Source organism: Pseudomonas huaxiensis (assembly GCF_003231275.1).
Taxonomy (GTDB): Bacteria; Pseudomonadota; Gammaproteobacteria; order Pseudomonadales; family Pseudomonadaceae; genus Aquipseudomonas; species Aquipseudomonas huaxiensis.
This window is the reverse complement of record NZ_QKVL01000010.1, coordinates 93,098-106,056: the sequence shown is the minus strand read 5'-3', so window position 1 is coordinate 106,056 and position 12,959 is coordinate 93,098. Positions and strand designations below refer to the sequence as shown.

At 62.5% G+C, this 12,959-nt stretch carries 9 protein-coding genes; 3 read left to right on the top strand and 6 right to left on the bottom strand.

Going from position 1 to position 12,959, the window contains the following annotated elements; translation table 11 throughout:
- The first annotated feature begins 8 nt into the window (after positions 1-8).
- Positions 9-452, top strand: coding sequence for a hypothetical protein (locus DM374_RS13915; RefSeq protein WP_110970354.1), 444 nt, complete (start codon positions 9-11; stop codon positions 450-452).
- A 16-nt stretch (positions 453-468) separates the two neighbouring features.
- Entirely contained in the window at positions 469-915 is a 447-nt protein-coding gene (locus DM374_RS13910) for an excinuclease (RefSeq protein WP_110970353.1), read from the top strand.
- A gap of 6 nt (positions 916-921) precedes the next feature.
- Here the strand turns inward: DM374_RS13910 and DM374_RS13905 are convergent, their stop codons facing one another.
- Positions 922-1,809, bottom strand: coding sequence for a LysR family transcriptional regulator (locus DM374_RS13905; protein WP_110970352.1), 888 nt, complete (start codon positions 1,807-1,809; stop codon positions 922-924).
- A 120-nt stretch (positions 1,810-1,929) separates the two neighbouring features.
- Here DM374_RS13905 and DM374_RS13900 point away from each other — a divergent pair, with 120 nt between their 5' ends.
- Entirely contained in the window at positions 1,930-3,195 is a 1,266-nt protein-coding gene (locus tag DM374_RS13900; RefSeq protein ID WP_110970351.1) for an MFS transporter, read from the top strand.
- 102 nt (positions 3,196-3,297) lie between these two features.
- Here the strand turns inward: DM374_RS13900 and DM374_RS13895 are convergent, their stop codons facing one another.
- From DM374_RS13895 to DM374_RS13875, 5 genes are all read right to left on the bottom strand, one after another.
- On the bottom strand, positions 3,298-3,651 hold the full coding sequence (locus DM374_RS13895; protein WP_110970350.1) for a NirD/YgiW/YdeI family stress tolerance protein: 354 nt from the start codon (positions 3,649-3,651) through the stop codon (positions 3,298-3,300).
- A 105-nt stretch (positions 3,652-3,756) separates the two neighbouring features.
- Positions 3,757-4,821: a uroporphyrinogen decarboxylase gene (gene hemE / locus DM374_RS13890; protein WP_110970349.1), complete on the bottom strand. Its 1,065-nt coding sequence runs from the start codon at positions 4,819-4,821 to the stop codon at positions 3,757-3,759.
- Positions 4,822-4,949: 128 nt separating this feature from the next.
- Positions 4,950-6,368 (bottom strand): FAD-dependent oxidoreductase, encoded by a 1,419-nt coding sequence (locus DM374_RS13885; protein WP_110970348.1) that lies wholly within the window; start codon positions 6,366-6,368, stop codon positions 4,950-4,952.
- Between the two features lie 120 nt (positions 6,369-6,488).
- Complete coding sequence (gene gltB, locus DM374_RS13880; protein ID WP_110970347.1) at positions 6,489-10,934, bottom strand: glutamate synthase large subunit; 4,446 nt, start codon at positions 10,932-10,934, stop codon at positions 6,489-6,491.
- A 364-nt stretch (positions 10,935-11,298) separates the two neighbouring features.
- A complete protein-coding gene (locus DM374_RS13875; RefSeq protein WP_110970346.1) occupies positions 11,299-12,945 on the bottom strand; it encodes an SPOR domain-containing protein in 1,647 nt (548 codons plus the stop codon).
- Positions 12,946-12,959 lie beyond the last annotated feature (14 nt).

Below are 12,959 nucleotides of genomic sequence, written 5' to 3'. Positions count from 1 at the left end.
AAAAAGGAATGTCTTCACTCATTCGCGCGGCCCTGATGGGCCTGGTTCTGATCGGCCTCGCCGGCTGCACGACCAAACCCCTGCTGACCCCGAAAGAACTGCTGGTGGTCGGCCACACCTACAGCCATGAAGAGATCAAGAAAGCCATCCTGACCGGCGCCGCCGAGCGCGGCTGGACCGTGCGCAACATCGGCGACGAGGTGATCCAGGCCGATATCCTGGTGCGCAACATGTACTACGCCCGCGTCGATATCACCTACAGCCTCAGCAACTATCGCATCGACTACCGCGACAGCCGCGAGATGGACTACAAGGACGGCAAGATCCACCGCAACTACAACCGCTGGGTCAAGAACCTGGACAAGAGCATCCTGCGCGCGCTGAAACGCATCGAGACCGACCGCATGGTTCAGCGCGCCGTCAGTGAACAACAATCGAGCACCGCTCACTAATCAAGGAGAGACATAGATGCGTCTGAAAACCTGGACCGCCACTACCGCCCTGCTGCTCTGCGCCCTGCCAGGCCTGAGCCAGGCGCGTGATACCCAGCTATTCCTGCCCTTCGAGAAAGTCGTCCAGCAGATGACCGCCGAGAAGAAACTGGACGGCTCGGTGAAGTTCTACCTGGCCGGCGTGCAGCCACGGGGCAAGGTCACCGTGGTGAGCCCGAATTCGGTCACCAACAAGAAGACCAACGCCTTCAACAAGAGCGACGAAGCGGCCTGCGAATGGGCCCTGCAATCGGCTTTGCTGACCATGCAGGACGCCGCGAAGAAGGTGAACGCCAACGCCGTGACCAACATCGCCAGCTACTACAAGAAGAACGAGCGTAAAGACGCCACCACCTACGAATGCCACGCTGGCGCCGTCATGGCCGGTGTCGCGATCAAGGGCGACCTGTCCCGCGTCGACTGATAGCCGTCACGTTTTCCGGGTGAGCAGCTCGACGAAGGCCCCGGCCATCGCCGATGCCTGCTCCCGGCGCTGCACCAGCCACACCGCCGTCACCGCCTCGGCATCCAGCAGCGTGCGGTAGACCACCCCGTCGATCCGCATGCGCTGGAACGACGCCGGCAACACCGACACCCCCAACCCCGCCGACACCAGCCCGATGATGGTCATCACCTCGCCGGCTTCTTGGGCAAAGTGCGGGCTGAATCCGGCCTGCCGGGCCAGGCTGAGCAACTGCGCGTGCAGGCCGCTGCCGTAACTGCGGGGGAAAAATACGAAGGGTTCGTGGGCCAGGTCCGCCAGGTGCACGCCCTGCTCGCTGCCCTGCGCCAGCGGATGGGCGGCGTTGAGCACCGCCACCAGCGGCTCGCGGAACAGTTCGGTGGCGATCAAGCTGTCCGGCAACGGCAACGGCCGCATCAGGCCCACTTCGATGCGTTCGTCGAGCAGCGCATCGGCGACATCACGGCTGCTCATCTCCTTGAGGTTCAGGTGCACCGCCGGAAAACGCTGGCGAAAACTGTAGATGGCCTTGGGAATGCTGGAATTGAACGGCGCCGACGAGGTGAAGCCGATCTTCATTTCACCCAGCTCACCCAACTGCGCGCGGCGCGCCACGTCGGCGGCCTTGTCCACCTGCGCAAGCACCTGGCGAGCCTCTTCTAGAAACAGCCGGCCCGCCTCGCTCAGCTCCACTCGTCGGTTGGTGCGCTCGAACAAGCGCGCGCCCAGTTCCTGCTCCAGCGCCTGGATCTGCTGGCTCAACGGCGGTTGGGATATCCCCAGCACCTGCGCGGCCCGGCCAAAATGCAGCTCTTCGGCGACAGCGATGAAGTAACGCAGGTGGCGCAATTCCATGGGGACTCCAATAGGTCGTAAAACCTCTTAAACAGGTCGAACAATATATTGGAAATGATCATTAGCCAGCTATATGCTTTTTTGCAGTTGCCCCCGAGGCCGCACCCCGCCGAGGTTTCCGTGAAAACTGCTGTCGCGCCACACGCCCACGAAGTTCCCCCCGCTCCGCTCAATGACGCGGCCACCACGCTGCAAGACATCTGGATCGAAAAAGGCACCCCGGCCTTTATGCGCACGGTGCTGGCGCTGTTCTGCGGCGGCTTCGCTACCTTCGCCCTGCTCTACTGCGTGCAGCCGATGATGCCGCTGCTGTCGAAAGAGTTTTCCATCAATGCCGCGCAGAGCAGCCTGGTGCTGTCGGTGTCCACCGGCTTGCTGGCATTCGGCCTGCTGATTACCGGGCCAATTTCCGACCGTATCGGGCGCAAGCCGGTGATGGTCTTCGCGCTGTTCTGCGCCGCGCTTTGCACACTCGCCAGCGCACTGATGCCGACCTGGGAGGGCGTGCTGGCAATGCGTGCGCTGGTGGGGCTGTCGCTGAGCGGGCTGGCCGCGGTGGCCATGACCTACCTGAGCGAAGAGATTCACCCGCAACACATTGGCCTGGCCATGGGCCTGTACATCGGCGGCAACGCCATTGGCGGCATGAGTGGCCGGCTGATTACCGGCGTGCTGATCGACTTCGTCAGTTGGCACATGGCGATGCTGGTGATCGGCGGCCTGGCCCTGATTGCGGCGGCGGTGTTCTGGAAGGTCCTCCCCGAGTCGCGCAACTTCCGCGCCCGCTCGATGAACCCGCGCAGCCTGCTGGACGGTTTCGTCCTGCACTTTCGCGACGCCGGTCTGCCGTGGCTGTTCCTTGAAGCCTTCTTGCTGATGGGTGCGTTCGTCACCCTGTTCAACTACATCGGCTACCGCCTGCTGGCCGAGCCTTATCACATGAGTCAGGCGCTGGTGGGGCTGCTGTCGATCGTCTACCTGTCGGGTATCTACAGCTCGGCGCAGATTGGTGCGCTGGCGGACAAGCTGGGCCGGCGCAGAGTGTTCTGGGGCACCATCGTGCTGATGTTCAGCGGCATGCTGATGACCCTGTTCACCCCGTTGCCGCTGGTGATCGTCGGCATGCTGGTGTTCACCTTCGGCTTCTTCGGCGCCCACTCGGTAGCCAGTAGCTGGATTGGACGGCGCGCGCTGAAGGCCAAGGGGCAGGCCTCGTCGCTGTACCTGTTCAGTTACTACGCGGGGTCGAGCGTGGCGGGGACGGCCGGCGGGGTGGCGTGGCATTACGCCGGGTGGAATGGGATCGGGGTGTTTATCGGTAGCTTGCTGGTGGTGGCGCTGGGTGTGGCGGTGTATCTGAGCAAGCTGCCGCCGAAGACTGCATAGATAGAAAGCATCGCTGGCAAGCCAGCTCCCACAGGTTCAGCGCAAGCCTTAAGAGTTGCACTGCCCTGTGGGAGCTGGCTTGCCAGCGATGAGGCCTCCAGATCAGTTCACGATCTCAACCACATCCACATCAATCTCCCGCGACATCAGGTGCTTCTCCACCTCACCCGTGAGCTTGACCTTGGTCTTGTCATTGAACGCCACTGGCGGCAGGTCTTCGTTGTCGATTTCGACGGTGATGCTGCCGGTGTTGTCCTTGAACTCGTACTTGTCGTCGTTGTTGACCTTCTTGATCACATAACCGGTCAGCACTACCGGGGTGTCATCGGCAGCCTCGTTGGCCGCAGCCACGGTGGTGACGGATTGCGCACCCGGGCCGGTATAGCCGGCGCCAGCCGCTAGGGCTGCGGTGCTGAACAGAGGGGCGAGGATAAGGGCGAGGTAACGGGTTTTCATGGTTCTGATCCTTGGCAGGTTTTGATGGGATCAGATTACCGGGCACGCCTGAATTGAAACTTAATCCGCACAAAAAACGCCCGGCTCGTGCCGGGCGTTTCGCTTTTACTGGTGGTACTGAGCTGACAGCTCATGCACCGCGTTGATGAACGCACCCGCATGCTCAGGATCGACTTCCGGGGTGATGCCGTGGCCGAGGTTGAACACGTGGCCCGTACCATGGCCGTAGCTGGCGAGGATGCGCGCCACTTCGGCACGGATGGCTTCCGGCTTGGCGTAGAGCACGGTCGGGTCCATGTTGCCCTGCAGCGCGACCTTGTCACCGACGCGGCGACGCGCGTCGCTGATTTCACAGGTCCAGTCCAGGCCCAGCGCGTCGGCGCCGGCCTCGGCGATGCTTTCCAGCCACATGCCGCCGTTCTTGGTGAAGAGGATCACCGGCACTTTGCGCCCTTCGTGCTCGCGGATCAGGCCGCTGACGATCTTGCGCATGTAGGCCAGGGAGAACTCCTGGTACGCCGCCGCCGACAGGTTGCCGCCCCAGGTGTCGAAGATCTGCACCGCTTGCGCACCGGCGAGGATCTGGCCGTTGAGGTAGCTGGTGACCGACTGCGCCAGCTTGTCCAGCAGCAGGTGCATGGCTTGTGGGTTGTCGTAGAGCATGGCCTTGGTCTTGCGGAAGTCTTTCGACGAGCCGCCTTCGACCATGTAGGTCGCCAGGGTCCACGGGCTGCCGGAGAAACCGATCAGCGGTACACGGCCATTCAGTTCGCGGCGGATGGTGCTGACCGCGTCCATCACGTAGCCCAGGTCTTTCTGCGGATCAGGAATCGGCAGCGCCTCGATGTCGGCCAGGGTGCTGACGACTTTCTTGAAGCGTGGACCTTCGCCGGTCTCGAAGTACAGGCCCTGGCCCATGGCATCGGGGATGGTGAGGATGTCGGAGAAGAGGATCGCGGCGTCCAGCGGGTAGCGGTCCAGCGGCTGCAGGGTCACTTCGCAGGCGAATTGAGGGTTCATGCACAGGCTCATGAAATCACCGGCCTTGGCGCGGCTGGCGCGGTACTCCGGCAGGTAGCGGCCGGCCTGGCGCATCATCCACACCGGGGTGACGTCTACGGGTTGCTTGAGCAGGGCGCGCAGGAAACGATCGTTCTTCAAGGCAGTCATGTCGGCATCCGGAAAAAAAGTGCGGGCATTTTCTCAGACAGGCAAAGAAAAGGCACGGTGGTTACCGTGCCTTTTGTCTATCAGAGTGCCCTGGGTCAATAGTTTTTATTGTTGCGCCCAGTGGTAAATCAGACGCCCAGGTAGTCGAGAATCCCTTCCGCCGCGTTGCGGCCTTCGAAGATTGCCGTTACCACCAGGTCGGAACCGCGGACCATGTCGCCACCGGCGAAGATCTTCGGGTTGCTGGTCTGGTGCTTGAACGCGCCCTTCTCGGGAGCGACCACGCGGCCCTGGCTGTCGGTCTGGATACCGAACTGTTCGAACCATGGCGCCGGGCTCGGACGGAAGCCGAAGGCGATGACCACGGCGTCTGCCGGGATGATCTCTTCGGAGCCCGGGATCGGCTCAGGGCTGCGGCGGCCGCGGGCGTCCGGTTCGCCGAGACGGGTCTCGACCACTTTCACGCCTTCGACCTTGTCTTCGCCAACGATGGCGATCGGCTGGCGGTTGTAGAGGAATTTCACGCCTTCTTCCTTGGCGTTCTTCACCTCTTTGCGCGAGCCAGGCATGTTCGCTTCGTCGCGGCGGTACGCACAGGTCACAGCTTTGGCGCCCTGGCGGATGGAGGTGCGGTTGCAGTCCATCGCGGTGTCACCACCGCCCAGCACCACGACCTTCTTGCCCTTCATGTCGACGAAATCTTCCGGCGACTTTTCAAAGCCCAGGTTGCGGTTGACGTTGGCGATCAGGAAGTCCAGCGCGTCATGCACGCCCGGCAGGTCTTCGCCCGGGAAGCCGCCCTTCATGTAGGTGTAGGTACCCATGCCCATGAACACCGCATCGAATTCTTCGAGCAGTTGTTCCATGGTCACGTCCTTGCCCACCTCGGTGTTCAGACGGAACTCGATACCCATGCCCGAGAAGACTTCGCGGCGATTGCTCAGCACGGTCTTTTCCAGCTTGAACTCGGGGATGCCGAAGGTCAGCAGGCCACCGATTTCCGGGTTCTTGTCGAACACCACCGGGGTCACGCCGCCGCGCACCAGGATGTCGGCGCAGCCCAGGCCAGCAGGACCGGCGCCAACAATGGCGACGCGCTTGCCGGTCGGCTTGACCTTGGACATGTCCGGACGCCAGCCCATGGCGAAGGCGGTGTCAGTGATGTACTTCTCCACCGAGCCGATGGTGACCGCGCCGAAGCCGTCATTGAGGGTGCATGCACCTTCGCAGAGACGGTCCTGCGGACAGACGCGACCGCAGACTTCCGGCAGGGTGTTGGTCTGGTGCGACAGTTCCGCGGCCGCAAGGATGTTGCCTTCAGAGACCAGCTTCAACCAGTTGGGGATGAAGTTGTGCACCGGGCACTTCCACTCGCAGTACGGGTTACCGCAACCCAGGCAACGGTGGGCCTGTTCGGCCGACTGTTGGGGTTTGAAAGGCTCGTAGATTTCCACGAACTCTTTCTTGCGCTGGCGCAGCAGCTTCTTCTTTGGATCCTTGCGCCCGACTTCGATGAACTGGAAGTCATTACTCAGACGTTCAGCCATTTTTCTAAACCTCTTAACAGCAGCTGCAAGCTATTAGCTGCAAGCCGCAAGACGATCACGTTGCCAGGCAAACCTCGTACTGCTTTTACTTGCAGCTTGAGGCTTGCCACTTGCAGCTGCTTATTGCGGGTTGGCCCGGGTGCTGGAGAGCAGGTTCTTCAGGTTTGCCGCCTTCGGCTTGACCAGCCAGAAGCGGCGAACGTAGTCGTCCAGGTTTTCCCAGAGCTCGCGGCCCCATTCGCTTCCGGTTTCTTCGACGTACTCGGTCAGCACGCGGTGCAGATGGCTGCGGTAAGCCTCCATCGCCTCGCCGGTGATCCGCTGGATTTCCACCAGTTCATGGTTGAGCTTGTCGACGAAGCTGTTGTCCATGTCCAGCACGTAGGCGAAACCGCCCGTCATGCCGGAACCGAAGTTGTAGCCGGTCTTGCCCAGAACGCAGACAAAACCACCGGTCATGTATTCGCAGCAGTGATCGCCGGTGCCTTCGACGATGGTGTGGGCACCGGAGTTGCGCACGGCGAAACGCTCGCCTGCGGTACCGGCGGCGAACAACTTGCCGCCAGTGGCGCCATACAGGCAGGTGTTGCCGATAATGGCGCTGTCCTGGGTGGCAAACGGGCTGCCGGCTGGCGGCACGATGGTCAGCTTGCCACCGGTCATGCCTTTGCCGACGTAGTCGTTGGCGTCACCTTCCAGGTGCATGTTCAGGCCACCGGCGTTCCACACGCCGAAGCTCTGACCAGCAGTACCCTTGAAGCGGAAGGTGATCGGTGCCTTGGCCATGCCCTGGTTGCCATGCAGACGGGCGATCTCGCCGGAAATCCGCGCGCCGATGGAACGGTCGCAGTTGCAGATATCCAGATCGAATTCGCCGCCGCTCAGATCGCGGATCGCCGGAAGGGCCATCTGCACCATCTTCTCGGCCAGCGCGCCCTTGTCGAACGGCGGGTTGCGGTCAACTTCGCAGAACTGCGGCTTGTCGGCCGGCACGTGCGGGCTGCCCAGCAGCGGGCTGAGGTCGAGGTGTTTCTGCTTCTCGGTTTCGCCCGGCAGCATTTCCAGCAGATCGGTACGGCCGATCAGCTCACCGAGGCTGCGCACGCCCAGGCGGGCCAGCCACTCACGGGTTTCTTCGGCGATGTAGGTGAAGAAGTTCACCACCATGTCGACGGTACCGATGTAGTGGTCCTTGCGCAGCTTGTCGTTCTGGGTCGCTACGCCGGTGGCGCAGTTGTTCAGGTGGCAGATGCGCAGGTATTTGCAGCCCAGGGCGATCATCGGCGCGGTGCCGAAGCCGAAGCTCTCGGCGCCCAGGATGGCCGCCTTGATCACGTCGAGGCCGGTTTTCAGGCCGCCGTCGGTCTGGACCCGGACCTTGCCGCGCAAGTCGTTGCCGCGCAGGGTCTGGTGAGTTTCAGCCAGGCCCAGTTCCCACGGGGCGCCGGCGTACTTGATCGAGGTCAGCGGCGAAGCACCGGTACCACCGTCATAACCGGAGATGGTGATGAGGTCGGCGTAGGCTTTGGCCACACCGGCGGCGATGGTGCCGACACCGGCTTCCGCCACCAGCTTGACCGATACCAGCGCCTGCGGGTTGACCTGCTTGAGGTCGAAGATCAGTTGCGACAGGTCTTCGATCGAGTAGATGTCATGGTGCGGCGGAGGCGAAATCAGGGTCACGCCCGGAACCGCGTAGCGCAGCTTGGCGATCAGGCCGTTGACCTTGCCGCCTGGCAGTTGACCACCCTCGCCCGGCTTGGCGCCTTGAGCGACCTTGATCTGCAGCACTTCGGCGTTGACCAGGTACTCGGGGGTGACACCGAAACGACCGGTGGCGACCTGTTTGATTTTCGAGCTGCGGATGGTGCCGTAGCGGGCCGGGTCTTCGCCGCCCTCACCGGAGTTGGAACGCGCGCCCAGGCGGTTCATTGCCTCGGCCAGCGCTTCGTGGGCTTCCGGCGACAGCGCGCCCAGGGAGATACCGGCGGAGTCGAAGCGTTGCAGGATCGCTTGCAGCGGTTCGATTTCGCTCAGGTCCAGCGCCTGGTCAGCGGTCTTCACCTTGAGCAGGTCGCGGATCATCGACACCGGACGGTTGTCCACCAGCGCGGTGTATTCCTTGAACTTCTCGTAGTCGCCTTGTTGCACGGCGGCTTGCAGGGTGTTGACCACATCCGGGTTGTAGGCGTGGTATTCGCCACCGTGGACGAATTTCAGCAGACCGCCCTGCTGGATCGGCTTGCGCGGGCTCCAGGCTTCGACGGCGAGCAGTTTCTGCTCGTTCTCGATGTCGACGAAGCGTGCGCCTTTCAGGCGGCTCGGAACGCCACGGAAGCTCAGGTTGACCACTTCTTCCGACAGGCCAACCGCTTCGAACAGTTGCGCGCCGCGGTACGAGCCAATGGTGGAGATGCCCATCTTCGACAGGATCTTCAGCAGGCCCTTGGAGATGCCTTTGCGGTAGTACTTGAAGACTTCGTCCAGATCGCCCAGCACTTCGCCGGTACGGATCAGGTCGGCCAGCACTTCGTAGGCCAGGTACGGGTAGACCGCCGAGGCACCGAAGCCGAGCAGCACAGCGAAGTGATGCGGGTCACGAGCAGTGGCGGTTTCCACCAGGATGTTGCTGTCGCAACGCAGGCCTTTTTCGGTCAGGCGGTGGTGCACGGCGCCCACAGCGAGCGAGGCGTGAACCGGCAGCTTGCCCGGCGCGATGTGACGGTCGGTCAGCACCAGTTGGGTCTTGCCGCCGCGCACGGCTTCCTCGGCCTGGTCGGCGATGTTGCGCACCGCAGCTTCCAGACCCAGGCTTTCTTCGTAGTTGAGGTCGATGACATGACGCTCGAAGCCAGGGCGGTCGAGGTTCATCAGCGAACGCCACTTGGCCGGCGAGATGACCGGCGAGCTGAGGATCACCCGTGAAGCATGCTCAGGCGATTCCTGGAAGATGTTGCGCTCGGCACCGAGGCAGATCTCCAGCGACATGACGATGGCTTCACGCAGCGGGTCGATCGGCGGGTTGGTCACCTGCGCGAACTGCTGGCGGAAGTAGTCGTAGGTCGAACGCACGCGCTGCGACAGGATCGCCATCGGCGTGTCGTCGCCCATGGAACCCACGGCTTCCTGGCCCTGCTCGCCGAGCGGACGCAGTACCTGGTCACGCTCTTCGAAGGTGACCTGGAACATCTTCATGTATTGCTTGAGCTGGTCGCTGTCGTAGCTCGCCGCGCCTTGGTCGTCGCTCAGGTCGGCCTGGATGCGCAGGGCATTCTGGCGCAGCCAGCGCTTGTACGGATGGCGCGACTTGAGGCGGTTGTCGATGGCGTCGGTGTCGAGGATCTGGCCGGTTTCGGTGTCCACGGCAAAGATCTGGCCCGGGCCGACACGGCCCTTGGCGATGACGTCTTCAGGCTTGTAGTCCCACACACCGATTTCCGACGCCAGGGTGATGTAGCCGTTCTTGGTGGTGACCCAGCGCGCCGGGCGCAGGCCGTTACGGTCGAGCAGGCAGACCGCGTGGCGACCTTCGGTCATCACCACGCCGGCAGGACCGTCCCACGGCTCCATGTGCATGGAGTTGTATTCGTAGAAGGCACGCAGGTCGGCGTCCATGGTCTCGACGTTCTGCCACGCTGGCGGAATGATCATCCGCACGCCACGGAACAGGTCGATGCCACCGGTGACCATCAGTTCGAGCATGTTGTCCATCGAGGACGAGTCGGAGCCGACGCGGTTGACCAGCGGGCCCAGCTCTTCCAGGTCCGGAATCAGTTCGTTCTCGAACTTGGTGCGACGGGCCTGGGCCCAGTTGCGGTTACCGGTGATGGTGTTGATCTCGCCGTTGTGGGCGAGGAAGCGGAAGGGCTGCGCCAGCGGCCACTTCGGCAGGGTGTTGGTGGAGAAGCGCTGGTGGAACACGCAGATCGCGGTCTGCAGGCGCTCGTCACTGAGGTCCGGATAGAAGGCGGCGAGGTCCGCCGGCATCATCAGGCCTTTATAAATGATGGTCTTGTGCGAAAAGCTGCAGATGTAGTGGTCGGTGTCTTCGGCGTTGGCGACCGAAGAGCGGCGACGGGCACTGAACAGCTTGATGGCGAATTCCTGATCGCTCAGGCCTTCACCGCCGACGAATACCTGTTCGATCTGCGGCAGACGCTCGAGGGCGAGGCGGCCGAGAACGCTGGTGTCGATCGGAACCTTGCGCCAGCCCACCAATTGCAGGCCGGCAGCGAGGATCTCGCGGTTCATGTTTTCGCGCGCGGCTTCGGCTTTGGCGTCGTTCTGATTGAAGAACACCATGCCCACGGCGTACTGCTTGGGCAGCTCGTTGCCGAATTGCGCCTTGGCGACTGCGCGCAGGAACGCATCGGGCTTCTGCATCAGCAGACCGCAACCGTCGCCGGTCTTGCCGTCGGCGTTGATCCCACCGCGGTGGGTCATGCAGGTCAGGGCTTCAATAGCCGTTTGCAAAAGGTGGTGGCTGGGTTCGCCCGTCATATGGGCGATCAGGCCAAAACCACAGTTGTCCTTGAATTCTTCGGGATGGTACAGACCTGTTTTCATAGACACATTCTCACCAGGTTCGCCTCTCACAAAGGCAAATCTCTTTTTAATACAACCACTTACCATCCACGCCGAACGAACGCCAGCTTTGCGGGGGCAATACGGGTGCCATTGTTGCACAGCGACAGGGACGCCCACAAATTTGCTGACGAATCAGCGAAAATCCATGTCGCATTTTTGAATGTTTTTAAGCGAATGCCGTGGTAACAGCGATGCTCGAGTCTGAAGCGTTTCAGCCTGGACTGCAACACGAGCTTGTGGCCGGCAGTCTGGGACAGAAAAGCCTGCCGCGTTCGACGCAGCAGGCTTGACTTGGGTTCAGGAGTCGCTCAGCAGGTGGCGGGGGTAGTGCCACCGAGCTATTTCAGCGGGTCGACAGGTCTTGTTGGACGCTGGCGACAGTGCGAGGCCAAGGTTTACCAGCCTGGACCTTGGCTGGCAAGGCCTTGATTGCATTGAGGGCTGCATCGCGGCTGGAGAAGTTGCCGTAGGTCACGACGTAGAGCGGCTTGCCCTGAAGGTTTTTCTTGAAGTAGCGATAGTCGCCACCCTCGGCTTTCACGTAGGCCTGGGCGGTGGCTTCAGAGCTGGTGCCGAGGATCTGCACAACGTAGTTACCCGGCGCTTGCGAGGCATACCAGCCACCACCGGCCGTACCGGCAGGTGCCGCAGCCGGCTTGGCAGCGGGTTTTTCCGCAGGTTTCACGGCAGGAACAGCGGGCTTGGCAGTCGCCACTTCAGTCACGGGCTTGGGCGCAGGTGCAACCGGCTTGGCCACCGCCGGAGCGACAGGCTGGTGAGCAGGCGCAACCGGCTGTGCGGAGGCGATGGTCTGGGATGGCTGGATCGGCTGAGCCGGGGTCGGCGCTGGACCTGCTACCGCGCCCGCAGGAGGTGCGATGGTGGTCACCGTTGGTGGTTGCAGCGCAGTGTTGCCGGCAGGACCGGACTCTTCGCCCTCACTCATGCCGGCCGCTTCAGCCAGCGGGCCGCGCATTACCGGTTGCGACTGGCCTACCAGCGGCAGCGGCATTGGCTGCGACGAGCCGGCGAACTCGATCGCAGGGCCGCCATTGTTCGACTGTGCATTGCTCGGCTGCCCCTGCCCCAGCGGCAGTTGCGCCTGCTCGGCGGGTGCACCGGTCTTCGGCTGGTCGCCTTTCTTCGGCATCAGCACGGCGGCGCCGACAGCGATCACTACTACGGCAGACAGCGCCAGCACATGTTTCTTCGGCATAGAGAACCCCACAGATGGTCGCTTCGCCGTCGAGCGGCTGGCGATCATGGCTTCGATCAAGGTATCGCGGGCGACCTGGTTGATAGCCCCAGGCCAGCCGTCGGAGTTGTGGTGAATATCGACGACCTGCTCACTGGTGAACACCTCGATGCCACGCCCCGCACCTTCCAGACGTTGCTCCAGGTACTCCCGGGTCTCGTCTTCGGTGTAGGGTTGCAGCTCGATGACATGAAAACGCTCTTCCTCGATTTCCAGCGCTTCCAGGCCGGCGATCAGTGACGGCTCGCCGAACAGGAACACGTGGGGGCGACCTTCCGCGGTGCCCGCCGCCAGTTCCAGCAACGCTTGGAGTGCCGACTCGCCAAGTTGTTCCGCATCGTCGACCAGCAAATAGACTTCCTGGCCGGTCAGGCCCAGTTGCACCACCTGGGCGAGAATCAGCGGCACTTCGGCCTTGGCCACGCCCAGCGATTGCGCCACCTGGGCGAGAACGCCGGCCGCATCGCTGGCGCTGCGAGCAGAAACCACCACGCTCTGCACCGACTGCTTGTTGGTGCTGGCCACCAGGGCCTGGCGCAGCAAGGTCTTGCCGGCGCCTTGCGGGCCGGTCACTACCAGCAGCAACTGGCTATAACGGGCGAGGTGGTGCAGTTGCCCCAGGACCGGCTTGCGCTGGGCGGGGAAGAATTTGAACCCGGGGACGCGAGCGGCGAAGGGGTCGTGATTCAACTGATAGTGGCCGAGAAAGGCCTCGTCGGCATGCAAACTGGTCATCGGACTCTCATCAA

Excerpts from the sequence above, each read along its gene's own strand:
- DM374_RS13915 (WP_110970354.1), top strand. The coding sequence starts at position 9 with ATGTCTTCACTCATTCGCGCGGCCCTGATGGGCCTGGTTCTGATCGGC.
- DM374_RS13910 (WP_110970353.1), top strand. The coding sequence starts at position 469 with ATGCGTCTGAAAACCTGGACCGCCACTACCGCCCTGCTGCTCTGCGCC.
- DM374_RS13905 (WP_110970352.1), bottom strand. The coding sequence starts at position 1,809 with ATGGAATTGCGCCACCTGCGTTACTTCATCGCTGTCGCCGAAGAGCTG.
- DM374_RS13895 (WP_110970350.1), bottom strand. The coding sequence starts at position 3,651 with ATGAAAACCCGTTACCTCGCCCTTATCCTCGCCCCTCTGTTCAGCACC.
- hemE (WP_110970349.1), bottom strand. The coding sequence starts at position 4,821 with ATGACTGCCTTGAAGAACGATCGTTTCCTGCGCGCCCTGCTCAAGCAA.
- DM374_RS13885 (WP_110970348.1), bottom strand. The coding sequence starts at position 6,368 with ATGGCTGAACGTCTGAGTAATGACTTCCAGTTCATCGAAGTCGGGCGC.
- gltB (WP_110970347.1), bottom strand. The coding sequence starts at position 10,934 with ATGAAAACAGGTCTGTACCATCCCGAAGAATTCAAGGACAACTGTGGT.
- DM374_RS13875 (WP_110970346.1), bottom strand. The coding sequence starts at position 12,945 with ATGACCAGTTTGCATGCCGACGAGGCCTTTCTCGGCCACTATCAGTTG.